The sequence below is a fragment of the Sphingobacterium spiritivorum genome (assembly GCF_016725325.1).
Classification (GTDB): Bacteria; Bacteroidota; Bacteroidia; order Sphingobacteriales; family Sphingobacteriaceae; genus Sphingobacterium.
Window position 1 is genome coordinate 787,432 of sequence record NZ_CP068083.1, and the last position, 14,149, is coordinate 801,580.

Genomic DNA, 14,149 nt, shown 5'->3' on the forward strand with positions numbered 1-14,149 from the left:
AAGGCTCTATACTCAATACTCGTTACTCATATCTTATTAATATTGTGATGCTAATTCTTTAGCAACTTTTTCTAACACATCAGTCAATTCATCTGAGAATTTACCAGCTTTCAAAGCTGCTAATACTTCCGGATGACGTTGTTCCAATTGAGTCAAGTAATCTTCTTCAAAAGCACGAACCTTATTTACAGGGACGCTACGGAAAAGACCTTTTGTACCAGCATAGATAATCGCTACTTGTTTTTCAACAGGTACTGGAGAGAATTGACCTTGTTTCAAAATTTCAACGTTACGTACACCTTTATCAATTACTGCTTTAGTAGCTGCATCTAAGTCCGAACCGAATTTAGCAAAAGCCTCCAGCTCGCGGTATTGAGCCTGATCTAACTTTAGAGTACCCGAAACTTTTTTCATGGATTTAATCTGTGCGTTACCACCAACACGTGATACCGAGATACCTACGTTGATAGCCGGACGGATACCAGCATTGAATAAGTTAGACTCCAGGAAGATCTGTCCATCGGTGATCGAGATTACGTTGGTAGGGATATATGCGGATACGTCACCTGCCTGAGTCTCGATAATAGGAAGAGCTGTCAGTGAACCACCACCTTTTACCAAATGCTTGATAGAAGCCGGAAGGTCATTCATATTGCGAGCGATCTCATCCGAAGAGTTGATTTTTGCAGCACGCTCTAACAAACGGGAGTGAAGATAGAAAACGTCTCCAGGGTAAGCCTCACGGCCCGGTGGACGACGAAGTAATAAAGATACTTCACGGTAAGCTACCGCTTGTTTAGATAAATCATCATATACGATCAATGCTGGACGACCTGTATCACGGAAAAACTCTCCGATCGCAGCTCCGGCCATTGGTGCGTAGAACTGCATTGGAGCAGGGTCTGCCGCAGAAGCATTGACAATAACAGTATAAGCCATAGCGCCTCTTTCTTCCAGTACACGAACGATGTTCGCTACAGTGGAGTTTTTCTGACCTACAGCTACATAGATACAAAATACAGGCTGACCTGCATCGTAAAATTCTTTTTGGTTAAGGATGGTATCGATACATACAGCAGTTTTACCTGTCTGACGGTCACCGATAACCAACTCACGCTGACCACGACCAATAGGAATCATCGCATCAATAGCTTTGATACCTGTCTGTAATGGCTCCGTTACGGGCTGACGGTAGATAACACCCGGAGCTTTACGCTCGATAGGCATTTCGTATGTCTCACCTACAACAGGTCCCTTACCATCAATAGGCTGACCTAACGTATTTACAACACGACCCAAAAGTCCTTCACCCACCTGAATGGATGCAATACGATCGGTACGTTTTACAGTATCTCCTTCTTTCACATCTTCCGAAGAGCCCAAAAGTACAACACCTACGTTGTCTTCTTCCAGGTTCATCACGATACCTTGTAATCCGTTATCAAACTCTACCAACTCTCCTGACTGTACTTTAGTTAAGCCGTAGATTCGAGCGATACCGTCACCTATTGTAAGGACTGTACCCACTTCTTCGAGTTCGGCTTCTGATTTAAAGCCTGACAATTGTTCTCTCAAGATTGCCGAAACTTCATCTGGTCTTACCTCTATCATTGTAATTTTTATAAGGGGTTTTTATTTTTGTTTTATTATCAAGTTCAATCGTTATACCGACTGAGCAGTTAAATATCTTTCTAAATCATCCAGTTTACGTGCGATACTGGTATCGATCTGCTTATCACCTACTTTTACGATGAAACCTCCGATAAGGGAAGCATCAACTTTATTTGTCAGCAAGACCTGTGCATTTAGCTCTTCTGTAATCACTTTTTTCAATGCATCCAGATTCTCTGCTGAAAGAGGTGCCGCCGAAATAACAGTCGCTTCTACAATACCTTTGATTGTATTGTATTCACGTAAAAATTCCTGTGCTGTATTATAAAGGATTTCACCACGGCCTTTGAAGATCATGATTCTGAAAAATGCCAGTACGGAAGCACCGAATTTATCCTTAAAGATTTGTTCAAGGATGGCATATTTCTTATCCCAGGTAATAATCGGATTTGCTAAGACAGCACGCAAGCTAGAATTTTCCTTCAACACAGATACAAATTGATCTATATTGGATTTCACTTCCTCCAGTTGACCCTGTTCCTGCGACAAGTCGATCAACGACTTTGCATATCTAGATGCTACTTTAAATACTGACATAGTTATAAATTATAATTTGAAAACCTGAATGAATGATTAGTTCAATTTAACATCCTTAAGCAAATCAGCAACTAATGCCTGCTGTTTACCCTGGTCTTCAAATTCTTTGCTTAACACTTTGCGAGCGATCTCAATAGACAGTTCAGAAACCTGTGCTTTCACTTCAGCCAGAGCTTTAGTTTTTTGCGTATCGATTTCCTGTTTAGCTTGTGCGATTAATCTCTTACCTTCCGCATGTGCCTGATCTCTGGCTTCAATAACGATCTTTTCTTTAAGTTCTTTTGCTTCTTTCAGAATCAGATCACGCTCAGCACGCGCTTCTTTCAATAACTGCTCGTTTTCATTTGTCAAACGAGTCATTTCCAGTTTTGCCTTCTCAGCAGCTGCTAATGCGTTAGAAATACCTGTCTCACGCTCATCCAGAGCATTAACAATAGGTTTCCAAGCAAATTTACCTAAGATAAAGATTACTATTAATAATATGATCAGTTGCCAAAAAAACAGACCATACGAAAACTGATTAATTAATGCTTCCATTTGTATATATTATAAAATATTATTTCTTTTTAATTTTTTCTTTTTTTACCTGAAGAAGCACCGCTTGCAACCAACCGTTGCAAATGGTGCTTGTACTGTAACATTGGATTATCTACCTAAGATTAAAGCACCGAATGCTAAACCTTCTACTAGGGCACCAATGATGATCATTGCAGTTTGAATTTTTGATGCTGCTTCTGGCTGACGAGCGATAGCTTCCATTGCGGAACCACCGATTTTACCTAGTCCTAGACCTGCACCGATAACGATTAAACCTGCACCTACTAAATTTGGAATCATAACAATTTAATTATATAAAAATTTAAAAAAAATTCTGATTAATGATGGTCATGGTGTTCCTCTACTGCCATACCTATGAACAGTGAAGACAACATGGTAAAAATAAATGCCTGAAGGAATGCGACTAATAACTCCAAAAGCATTAGAATAAGTGTCAGTAACATAGAGACACCAATACTACCTCCTACCGTCAGTTGGGTTTGAAACAAATAAACAATTGCAATCAACCCCATTACAACAGAGTGTCCTGCAGTAATATTTGCAAATAAACGCAGCATCAGAGAGAATGGCTTGGTAAACATACCCAGTAACTCGATAGGTGCCAAAACTATTTTAAACGGAACTGGTACACCCGGCATCCAGAAAATATGCTTCCAGTAGTTTTTATTTGCTTTGAAAAGAATGATAAAGAAGGTAAATAAGGCCAGACATAATGTTACTGTAATGTTACCCGTCACATTAAAACCTAATGGTGTCAATCCCAACAAGTTCAACAGAAAAATCAGGAAGAACACAGATAACAGGTAAGGCATAAACTCTTTGTAGCGTGCACCGATATTAGGCATAGCCATTTCATCACGTACATATAATACTAGTGGCTCCAACACACGTCCTACTCCTTTTGGAAGTGTATTTGCTCCTTTTTTGTATGTTTTAGCCAGACTCAAAAATCCCCAGAACAACAGAAGTGTTGCTAACAACAGACCTACGACATTTTTCGTAATTGAAAAGTCTAAAGGTTTAGCATTGGTCGGATGATGTTTTTCATCCATCGTCAATGTTCCTGCAGCGTCTGTCTTGTAGATCTTGTTGTGAAAAAGTTTATAATACTGACCATCTTTTTCAACTACTGCATGACCGTGATCAAATGCAGCGGAAGAGAAAACTTTTAATCCGTTATCGATTAGGATAACCGGAAGTGGAAAACCATATACCTTATCCGCTTTTTTATCTGTAAACAAAGAAAAATAATAATCATCCTGTAAATGGTGCTCACTGTATTCTTTGATCTCTTCAGATTGCGACTTTGGCTCATCTCCTCCTTCACTAGCTCCCGCCAGGAAAGGGTTGAATGTGAATAATACTGCTGTAAAAATAAGAAGCGTTCTCCTTAGACTCTCCATGTTTTCTCGTTAATTTTTGCGCAAAAATACGATTTTATTTATCATCTTTTGCGATTAAATGAAACTTTTTTTTATTTATATAAATTACTGTTTATTCTCTTGATTCATAACTTTATACGCCATGAATACATCATACACGATAAAAAGAAAAAACACAGCCAAAAAATTATATTCGATAAAGTTTTCGGGCTGCTGATTTAAGCCTTTATTCACATATAGAAATGAAACAATCATCTTAAGGGTAAGTAATCCCAAAAACACAAACCCTACGCTATTGGGCATCATATTATGGATAATAATAACAACAATTAACATGATCAAAGAAGAAATTCCACCGACAAGATAAAATCCCCACAGCTTATAATCCGTCTGCTGCCATACATCCTGCAGATCCAACCCTTTTAATACGGCATAATGCAATCCATACAACACAAACCCAACTATCAGTAGCAGTATAAAATAGCGTATATTTTTAGTCATTCTTACTCAATCGATTTGCTTGTTTTATAAAATAATAGATGGATACAATTACACCTATAAATGTGGACACCTTCATAGCTACCTCATTCTCCCAACCGTATTTTTTGTCCAGCCAGGTACCCAACATGTAAAACAGGTAAACAGTGATCCCCATCTGAGAAGGCATAGCAATAAACATCATCCATTTGCTGGGACCACTTTTCTTTTCCATAATTACGTGTTAGATCAGGAATATGCCTCAGATTCCGTCATATTACCCGGCAAATATAAGTGATAATTTTTGTTTAATCTACACTTAACACTTTTTGTCCGATACGGATATCAGGATAATCTATTGAAGGGCCTAAAATACTCTTTAGTTCGGAAGCTGAAGCATCCGGATGTTTACGGATTACTTCAATGATTAAATCCAGTTTATCCTGTTCGATAAGCTCATGTGCCTCGACGCCCTCCCCTATAAAATGAATCAGATGACCATATATTGTTCCGGCAACCATACCTCTTTTCTGAGCTATCTCTTCTATAGAATGTCCGTCCTGATACATTTCCAATGTGATCTGTTTTGTATCTAATTTGGTCAGGTCTTTTGTTTCTGTGTCTTCTGTAGCCGTCTTAACCTGGTCATCTTTGGATTTTTCAAATTTCTCCATCTGCGTGACAGCCTCTCCGATATTTCCGTCACTCATGAGCGTCTCCGCAATCGTAAGACAATGTAACAGCTGATCAAGTTTACGTTTATAATCAAGATGCAGACTGCTCAGTTCATCAATATACTTCTTTGTCCTTTTCTTGATTTTCCAGGCATTGATATGTGCAAACGTGGGTTTAATTAATTCATCATCAATTTTAGACTGAAACCATTGCACGGCAGATTTTGTACGCTCGCATATACGCGTATAATCCAGACTGGACTTATCACTAAGCAACGTATAGAGTTGATTGATAAATGAATGCGCCACTTTCTCTTGTTTTCGCAGATCAGCCACCAACTGAACAAAATAATGTTCTGCTCCTGCTTTATCATCTATATTCCGGTCGGCCAGAGAAGTTTGTAACGCTACAGTCTCATCAATCAATGCAGTCCAGCGAAAACTGTTAAGTAATATCTGACCAAGATAATTTTTCTGACACTGTTCAAGAACAGCCGGCAGTTCTCCCTCCGGAAGCATACGTTGCATAAACGATACAACCTGAAAATCTGTACGAATGGAATGTGCAGGAATTGGAGATTTGAGTATCAAACCTTCCAGACCTGTCAGCCTGCTGAGTGCAACGTATACCTGTCCCGCAGCAAATGAAGTACCTGCATCAATAATAGCTCTCTCAAATGTCAGGCCCTGACTCTTGTGAATCGTAATTGCCCAGGCCAGACGCAACGGATATTGAGAAAATGTACCCAGTACTTCAGAATTGATCTCGTCCTGACCCTTATCGTAATTATACCGTATATTTTCCCATATTTCTCTTTTGACCATTACATCATCAGAGCCATCCGGGAATGAAACCACCACGTATTGTTTATCCAGATTGATTTCTTTGACAGTACCGATTTTTCCGTTGAAATATTTACGGTCATCACCTGTATCATTTTTAATAAACATGACCTGCGCACCTATTTTCAGAGTCAGTGTCTCATCTGTAGGATACGATCCCTGCTGAAATTCATCCTTGATAACAGCTTTTATATTGAGCATCTTACCAGGCAGCCGCACCAATTCCTCCTGATTGATCGTATCAGCAAGCCGGTTGTGAGAAGTCAGTGTAATATATTGATCAGAAGAAGCAGGCTCAAAATCAGCTTTATAATGCACATTCAGTTGTTCCAGATCATCTTTGGACACCTGATTATTTCGGATATTATTCAGCAAATTAATAAACGAATCATCCTTTTGTCTGTAAATATGATTAAGCTCCAGCATAACAGGCGGATATTCACGCATTACTTTGGCATCAAAAAAGAACGGACTGGAATACGTACCTCTCAAAACCGACCATTCAAAATCACGGACCACCGGAGGCAACTGGTATAAGTCCCCGATAAACAGTACCTGCACGCCACCAAAAGGACGCTGATCACGTCTCACAGACTTCAATATTACATCTATGGCATCCAGGGTGTCACTACGCACCATCGACACTTCGTCAATCACCAACAGCTCCAGCTCCTGCAGAATAGCTCTTCTCTGTTTGGTAAGTTTTATCGTACTGAACAGACGGCTTTTATTATAAATATTATTATCCTCTGCACTCCAGTTCATCTCATAATCCTCCAGAAATACTCCGAACGGTAACCAGAATAGCGCATGCAGCGTCGTACCTCCGGCATTCATCGCCGCAACTCCCGTTGGCGCAGTAATAGCCATCTTCTTATACGAATGCTTGTTGATATACCGTAGAAATGTCGTCTTTCCCGTACCAGCCTTTCCTGTCAGGAAAAGATTTTGGTTCGTTTGATTGACGAAAGCTACGGCCTGCATAAAGGCTGTATTTTGTTTATCTAAAGGTAATTCACTCATGAGAAAAAATAATCGGAATAATCATAAAAAATAAAAGATACCATATGACAAGGTATCTTTTACAAAAATAACAAATAAAAACTGTCTATCTCAGATCTGAGAGACCAATGGCAATAAACGGTCTTTAAGCAATTCCTGAAGGGTTTGCAGCTTTACCTTAGCCACCAGTACCGCATCTCTGTCATTGGACAGAGCCATAGTGTAGGATTCGGGCAATGCATTGATAGCTTTTTTGGAATCTTCTATGGACTTACGTAAAGTTTCATCCAGAACTTTATCCTGACGATCTACAACAGCCGCTATTCCAGCGCCTTTATGCAGATCCAATCTGCCTGTATACAGATTTTCGATAGCAATAATATTATTCAGGATATCAGATTTAGTATTATCACTATAGGGCTCTTCTATCTGAACAGCGGATATCGGCGCATCAGGTTCTGTAATCTTAGTATCTAAAATTTGCTGTGTCACTCCTATCATACCACCTACATAGTCTTTCATACGCTGCTGACAGATTTGAGAACGTTGTTCTTCATTTTTAGCTTTTAACTTTGCCTTTGTCCATGCTGTTTCTTTTGCAAACGCAAGCAATTGATTCGTTTGCGCAACCATACTATCAGAAATAGTAAGTAAAGATGCCAGATCAGTCTCTGTCAGATCAGCAGCCATACGCATCCCGTCTGCACCCCATAATATATATTCTATCTGCTGAAATTCACCTTTATTGATCCGGTCAGGCTGCTGTTGGGATAAAGGATATGTACTTTCATCCATCCGCTGACGGATGCGTACAATCTTACTCTCTTCTATAGCATATCCTTCTGCCTGCTCCCACAATTCACGGGTCTCTACCCAGGCATCTCTTGCTTGCAAAAGGGAAATATCATTCCCGATTTCAATACGTTGGATCGCTCCCTGCAAATCACTGACACGCTCACAAAGAAGCTGATGTGTAGGAATAATGATATGGGATTCAATATTGTCAATAATCTTAATCTGTGTGTTAATTTTATCCTGACCTGCGGAACAACTCACCAGGACTGGTAGTATCACCAAGCCCAAAAACCTGTTTTTCATAAATTGAGTTACTAAAAACGTCCGCAAAGGTAGATATTAATTTGTGAATTGAAAGTAACAATAGTTGATACATATTTTTAAAAAAAATCCTAACTTCACCCTTTTAAGTAAATCAATAAAAATGGAATACGTAGATAAAGCCGAATTATTCAGTGAAATAGAGAAAATCCTTACAGATAAAGGATTTGGCATCGAAAAACAAGATCAGACCCGTCCATGGGGAGGTTTTTTTGTAATAAATGAAGATCAGGCACAGCAGTTTGCAGATGAATATTTTGAGGGTCTGAATGTACAGGATCTTAAGATTTCCGGTAAATTAAGTCCTAAAATTCTGATCGTTGCTCCGGAAAAACGTCTTTCATGGCAATACCACCATCGCCGTGCAGAAATCTGGAGAGTAATCAAAGGTACTGTAGGTGTAGTGACAAGTGATACAGATGATGAGCAGGAACTTAAAAAACTTACAACAGGTGAAAGCATTAAGCTTCGCCAGGGAGAACGCCACCGTCTGGTAGGATTATCCGAATATGGTGTATTGGCAGAAATCTGGCAACATACAGATATTGACAACCCTTCTGATGAGGACGATATTGTCCGGGTACAGGATGACTTTGGAAGATAAAAGAAAAGAGGGGAATTTTTCCCCTCTTTCTCGTTAAGCCTCGCGCCAACATAAACATATAAAACAATGTCTTTTGTATATTGAAACTATAATAATCTGATGATCTAGTTGGTTTTTAATGCTCTGGCTTCAGCAGCTTTTCTTGCCTTTTCTGCCTCTTTTCTGCCTTGTTCCTCCGCATTACGTTCGATCTTCTCCATCTTTGCTTTGAACTCAGGTGAATTAATTCTCGCCTCTTCTGCTTTACGGGCACGTTCCTCAGCCTCGCGTTCTATTTTTGCAATCTTTGCTTTGAACTCAGGGGAATTAATCCTTGCATCTTCAGCCTTACGGGCACTTTCCTCCGCTTCACGCTCTATTTTTGCAATCTTTGCTTTGAATTCAGGAGAATTATAATAAGCCTCTATTTTGGCTGCATCATCCTCTATTTTCTTAATATGTGCCTTAAATTCAGGGGAATTATATTTTGCTTCCATTTTGGCAGCATCTTTCTCTATTTTCTTAATATTTGATTTAAACTTACGGGAATTATAATAAGCCTCTATTTTAGCAGCATCCTTTTCTATTTTCTTAATATGTGCTTTGAATTCAGGAGAATCGTAATAATCAGAGTCCTTTATGGCTTTATCTGTTAACTTCTGCAGATTAGCAGTAAACTCTTTTGATCCTACAGTCTCGCTGATTATTTTACTTAAACCTTCAACATCAACAATACCGTTTATAAATTCCGGAGAAGATAAAAAAGCCAGATCTTTTGAAAGACCCAATGAGTCAAAGTTCAGATTAAGATTTACAGGAGTCTGTACATTTAACGGTGCTGCAGGTTTTATAGCCAGTGGATCCAAAGCATGCAGAGAATCCACAATAGTATCTCCTTGCAAAGCATTCTGAATGATAGTATCTGTACATATTTCATGGGATACTCCTGGAATTGGATTTGTATCTGAAAAAGTATTATCTGCAATAGAAGAGTTTTCTGCTTTTGCATATGTGCATTCGCTGAATATCGCAATTGTTGCCAGTAATATCAGTACGCTGAACAATTGAAATGCATGGGATCTCAACTGTGAGGGTTTACGGGTAATCATAAGTAATCTCTTTTTAATTAATGAATGGTTAAACGGACTCACCAATGTGGTTATATGTTTTTGAGAAACGGTATTAATTAGTAAGGACAAATAATTAAAATGGTTTCCTGTAGATACTACAGCCTCATCTGCTAAAAATTCATGATTTGTCTGGATAGCTTTTCTGTAAAAATACAAGGCCGGATTGAACCAGAAGAAAACGAGTAATGTTTCTATAAATATGACATCCCAGGTGTGATTTTGCCTGATATGGGCCATTTCATGGCGAAGAATATCCTTTTCCAGACCACTGCGGTATTCATCTCTGTTTACAAAAAGAAATCTGAAAAAGCTGAAAGGAGATATTGGTTCATCCAGCAAAACAATCGTTACCTCGTCTTCTCTTATTTGTTCTGCATTGACAATCTTACGATATAATCTCCTTAGATTTCTATTGAAACGAATAGCCATGACCACAGCCCCGATAAAATAAAGAGCCATTACACCTATAATAACATCATAGATAAGCGGTCTTGAATTGTCTACGGGAGGAGGAACTGCCTCTGCATTAACATACTGGACAGATTCAACGAAATCTTCCTGTGACTCTATCGGTGCCTCATACTGTACTGCTGGCATTTCTTCTATCAATGGAATTCCCATCGCAGGTTCCTCTACTTCAAATACAAAGAAAGGAATCATTAATGCCAAAATCAGAGAAGATAACAGGTACCATCTGTTGATTTTAAAAGACTTCACATACTGCAGCAACACAAAATATAACACAATAAATATTGTGGAGGTCGCGAGGAATTTCAGAACAAAATCAATCATCTTTTCTTTTTTTAAGTTCTTGGTCTACTATTTTTCTTAAGCTTTCCAGCTCTTTATCACTAAGGTTGGATGAAGTCGTAAAAAAAGAGGCAAACTGAAGTGCTGAATCATTGAAAAACTGCTTAATCATTCCGCTCATCTGATTTGAAAAATATGCATCCTTTTTAATTAACGGAAAATATCTCCTCGAATTGCCAAACATCTCATAATCAATCACTCCCTTGTCCTGCAAACGCTTCAGCAACGTTGCAATCGTTGTCGTAGCTGGCTTAGGGTCAGGATAACATTCGATGATATCTTTCAGAAATGGTTTTCCCGATTGCCAGATAAAATCCATCAACTCTTCTTCCTTTTTGGATAAACTCGTCTCTATGTTATTAGAATTCATTCTACAAATGTAGAGCATATTTTTAATCACACAATAGCGAGAATAAAATTAAATCACAAACACCTGATTATTAGATAATTAATTTTAAAAAATAATACAATATTATCTTACCAAAATCTTATTGTAGCAAAAATCAAGTCCTCTGCGTTTAGATTATTGAAAAATGATTTGCCGGCAGTCATCTAATTAATTTTAAACTTTTAACAAAAAAGAAATGAAAAAGATGAATTTCAAATCAGGTATTTTAGCAGCTCTTACAGTATTATTAAGTATTTCTTTATTGTATTCTTGTGATAAAGACGACAACAATGTATCCACCTATCCCAAAAATGTGAAAATTGCTTACAGCATCACTTCCAAATCCAAGGATATTAAGACAGGTAAGTTGACTTTTACAGACAGTACAGGAAAAGACTCTGTACAAACAAATGGACAAGTTCCTTTCCATAAATCTGTTCCAAGATTAATTTCTAAACCAGGCGAGAAGGCAAAATTAGCTTTCGCTTCTGCCGGAAACGGAGAAATCATATTAGAAATCAAAGTAGATGAAAAGGTCGTAAAAACAGAATCCTTCAAATCTGCAGCAGATAGTCTAAAAGGATCAATTGAATATATTTTCTAGCCATTTTCTATTTTTAATATATTTTAAAGAGTCAGTTCCATTCCTGGGACTGGCTTTTTTACTATAGATGGGAAGTAATATTACAGAACAGACCTCCCTGTTAAAGGATTTTCTTATAATCTTTCTTAACACTTCTGCATCTTGTAGCTCTGCTATTAATTTCTGATATTAGAGAGTTGAATTTCATAGCAGTAACACCAATATAAGCTGCACACATAAAAACAAATTCTAAATATGAATTTATCCAATCTGCATCTCGAAAAAATAAAAATCCCTAAAGACGTCAAAAGTAAAATACAGGATGACATCTGGGAATGTTCCGATTATCAGCCTTTTGAAATTAACATTTCAATTGTCCTGCGGAAGGGAGAAGAAGTGTTAAATTATTCTTTAGAATTTTCACCTTCGGAAACAGTCTTCGAGAATATCAATAAAAATTTGCAACAGTTAAAATATATTGCGGATGGTTATGGTTGGCAGGATTTTACTCTTAAAAAACTAATCACGGACAAGGTTCAGTTTACTGGGGAAACAGGAAGCGATAGTGACAGCGAAACCTGTGTTCTGTTCAGTAACAACGAAGATGATTTCCGATTACTATTAAAACATTTTTCTACGTATATCAGAGAACTTTCGGTTAGTTCCGGTATTAAGGAAGATGTGGAAAGGACAATATCTGTTAAAAGGTTTTGGAGTCATACAGATGAGAATGATGGTATTGACAAACCCGAAATTATGTTTAAAAGACCGAGAGTTGATTATAGAATAAGTGAGTATGTATGGGAATTTATAGAGACTAATATTCTTGCTCCAAAAAAGTTATTACAGAAAAACAGCCTTAATATTACCTTGTTTCCTGGTCCGATAAAGAAAAGTCACAAATTTTTCTACGGCTCTGTGTATGATACCGAAAGTATAAAGTTTCGCCCCTCTCTGAGAGGAAGCAAGCTAAAAGAAATTAGTATCTCCTGTAGTTACAATGGATTCACTGAGACAATGTCACCTATGGAATATGCCAGTATAGTATACGATATGTACTGTTCGTTTATTGTCGACAACTTCAAAAAAATAACCAAAGAGGAATGCGATGAATTAAAGATCAGAATGAATCCTGAACTCATCAACTCTTTTGAATTTCCTGCGTCTTTTGAAAATCAAAAATACAGTGGAGATGGAGGCGGATATGGTGGCCGATCGGTAAATTTTGTACCGGATCCGAATGCAAAACCATATAATTACAAAGAAGCATATTTAGAACATTATAAACATTAAAATGAGAAGTATAATTACGTTTATTACTTTAAACCTCTTAACAGTATGCTTAAATATATTATCCGGGGTAATAAACAGACGGGCTGAATATAAATTCAGCCCGGACTATTTCCGGCACAATGTCAGGTATGAATTATACCGGATTTGATTTATTAAAATAGAAAATTGTTAGATTTTTATATCAAAATTGGAATACATCAATGATGAGCCGAATGACTATTGTTGCTATCCACACCTTCATCACCCTCTGAAGACAATACAGTAAAATCAGCAGTATGCACCTTCCCTTCTATTTTGAATTGTACCCACATTCTATACAAACCTGATTTTTTAATATCGGTTTTTGCATATATAGGAAAGCGATCGTCAGACATGGGATGGATGTGAAGGAAATCCTTATCTATCTGACTAATCATTACGATATGAGCATTTGCCCCAAGATAAGGCTCCATATCTTTTTCAGTAAGCATTCTACCTTCTTTTTCTATTGAAAATTGCAGACTCATTGCTGTATTCGTTTTAAACTTCTCTCCGTTTAATAATGTTATCGTATAACCTTCAACTGTTGTCACCAACTTTGGCTTCTGCTCCACAACCTGATGAAGGCGTCTGCCTTGAACACCAACAAGTTTCATACTCACGCTTGCAGGAAGACCGACAGGTTTGTAATCAATAAAAAAAATATACTTCCCTGCCGATGGAAAAGTCTCTGCGACATAATAAGTTCCATCGGCCTGTTTTTCAGGATGAATATGATCAAACCATGTTAATTCTTCATTGACGACCAACAGATGCATTTTCATCGTATGAACGACTTCCAAAGGAACATTGATACCGTCTTCGGTAATTGATAGAACAAAAAATGCGGGTTTGTCAGCTTCTATTATCTGGGGTTCGAAAGCGATCTTTACTTTCGCCGGATCTTTATGCGGATGTGTATTCATATTAATAATTTCATTTCTTATCATACAAATGTCCGTCATTAACTTTCTTTCCTGTTACGATATTACCGAATAGAGTTATAATATTTATGGAATTATTACCGTAACAGACAACTAATACACTTATATAGAGAGGATAAAGCGAAAAATACTGTTAGCAA

15 protein-coding genes are annotated in these 14,149 nt (G+C 37.7%); 3 read left to right on the top strand and 12 right to left on the bottom strand.

Annotation, left to right across the window (positions count from 1 at the left end; translation table 11 throughout):
- Window positions 1-36: 36 nt before the first annotated feature.
- The 9 genes from atpA to I6J02_RS03195 form a co-directional block, all read right to left on the bottom strand.
- Complete coding sequence (gene atpA, locus I6J02_RS03155; RefSeq protein ID WP_003011810.1) at window positions 37-1,611, bottom strand: F0F1 ATP synthase subunit alpha; 1,575 nt, start codon at window positions 1,609-1,611, stop codon at window positions 37-39.
- A 51-nt stretch (window positions 1,612-1,662) separates the two neighbouring features.
- A complete protein-coding gene (gene atpH / locus I6J02_RS03160; protein WP_201680393.1) occupies window positions 1,663-2,208 on the bottom strand; it encodes an ATP synthase F1 subunit delta in 546 nt (181 codons plus the stop codon).
- 36 nt (window positions 2,209-2,244) lie between these two features.
- A complete protein-coding gene (locus I6J02_RS03165) occupies window positions 2,245-2,745 on the bottom strand; it encodes a F0F1 ATP synthase subunit B (protein ID WP_002992878.1) in 501 nt (166 codons plus the stop codon).
- 108 nt (window positions 2,746-2,853) lie between these two features.
- Window positions 2,854-3,045: an ATP synthase F0 subunit C gene (gene atpE, locus I6J02_RS03170; RefSeq protein ID WP_002992877.1), complete on the bottom strand. Its 192-nt coding sequence runs from the start codon at window positions 3,043-3,045 to the stop codon at window positions 2,854-2,856.
- A gap of 38 nt (window positions 3,046-3,083) precedes the next feature.
- Window positions 3,084-4,169, bottom strand: a complete 1,086-nt coding sequence (gene atpB / locus I6J02_RS03175) for a F0F1 ATP synthase subunit A (protein ID WP_201680394.1) — start codon at window positions 4,167-4,169, stop codon at window positions 3,084-3,086.
- An 84-nt stretch (window positions 4,170-4,253) separates the two neighbouring features.
- Complete coding sequence (locus I6J02_RS03180) at window positions 4,254-4,649, bottom strand: hypothetical protein (protein ID WP_201680396.1); 396 nt, start codon at window positions 4,647-4,649, stop codon at window positions 4,254-4,256.
- Window positions 4,642-4,860, bottom strand: coding sequence for an AtpZ/AtpI family protein (locus I6J02_RS03185; protein WP_201680397.1), 219 nt, complete (start codon window positions 4,858-4,860; stop codon window positions 4,642-4,644). Before I6J02_RS03185 ends, I6J02_RS03180 begins: the two co-directional genes overlap by 8 nt.
- Before the next feature lie 73 nt (window positions 4,861-4,933).
- Window positions 4,934-7,165: a helix-turn-helix domain-containing protein gene (locus tag I6J02_RS03190; RefSeq protein ID WP_201680399.1), complete on the bottom strand. Its 2,232-nt coding sequence runs from the start codon at window positions 7,163-7,165 to the stop codon at window positions 4,934-4,936.
- Window positions 7,166-7,255: 90 nt separating this feature from the next.
- Window positions 7,256-8,242, bottom strand: coding sequence for an imelysin family protein (locus I6J02_RS03195; protein ID WP_201680401.1), 987 nt, complete (start codon window positions 8,240-8,242; stop codon window positions 7,256-7,258).
- 121 nt (window positions 8,243-8,363) lie between these two features.
- On the opposite strand from I6J02_RS03195, the gene I6J02_RS03200 reads away from it, so the two are divergent.
- Window positions 8,364-8,864 carry a phosphomannose isomerase gene (locus I6J02_RS03200; protein WP_002992870.1) on the top strand — a complete coding sequence of 167 codons (501 nt, stop codon included), beginning with the start codon at window positions 8,364-8,366 and terminating at the stop codon, window positions 8,862-8,864.
- 104 nt (window positions 8,865-8,968) lie between these two features.
- Here the strand turns inward: I6J02_RS03200 and I6J02_RS03205 are convergent, their stop codons facing one another.
- Both I6J02_RS03205 and I6J02_RS03210 read right to left on the bottom strand, forming a co-directional pair.
- On the bottom strand, window positions 8,969-10,765 hold the full coding sequence (locus I6J02_RS03205) for a M56 family metallopeptidase (RefSeq protein WP_201680402.1): 1,797 nt from the start codon (window positions 10,763-10,765) through the stop codon (window positions 8,969-8,971).
- Window positions 10,758-11,153, bottom strand: a complete 396-nt coding sequence (locus I6J02_RS03210; protein WP_201680404.1) for a BlaI/MecI/CopY family transcriptional regulator — start codon at window positions 11,151-11,153, stop codon at window positions 10,758-10,760. Before I6J02_RS03210 ends, I6J02_RS03205 begins: the two co-directional genes overlap by 8 nt.
- Before the next feature lie 214 nt (window positions 11,154-11,367).
- Between I6J02_RS03210 and I6J02_RS03215 the strand changes: the two genes are divergently transcribed.
- Together I6J02_RS03215 and I6J02_RS03220 are read left to right on the top strand one after the other, a co-directional pair.
- Complete coding sequence (locus tag I6J02_RS03215) at window positions 11,368-11,775, top strand: hypothetical protein (protein ID WP_201680406.1); 408 nt, start codon at window positions 11,368-11,370, stop codon at window positions 11,773-11,775.
- 234 nt (window positions 11,776-12,009) lie between these two features.
- Complete coding sequence (locus tag I6J02_RS03220; RefSeq protein WP_201680408.1) at window positions 12,010-13,047, top strand: hypothetical protein; 1,038 nt, start codon at window positions 12,010-12,012, stop codon at window positions 13,045-13,047.
- Between the two features lie 197 nt (window positions 13,048-13,244).
- Here I6J02_RS03220 and I6J02_RS03225 read toward each other — a convergent pair whose 3' ends face one another.
- A complete protein-coding gene (locus tag I6J02_RS03225) occupies window positions 13,245-14,015 on the bottom strand; it encodes a hypothetical protein (protein WP_236582271.1) in 771 nt (256 codons plus the stop codon).
- Window positions 14,016-14,149: the final 134 nt, after the last annotated feature.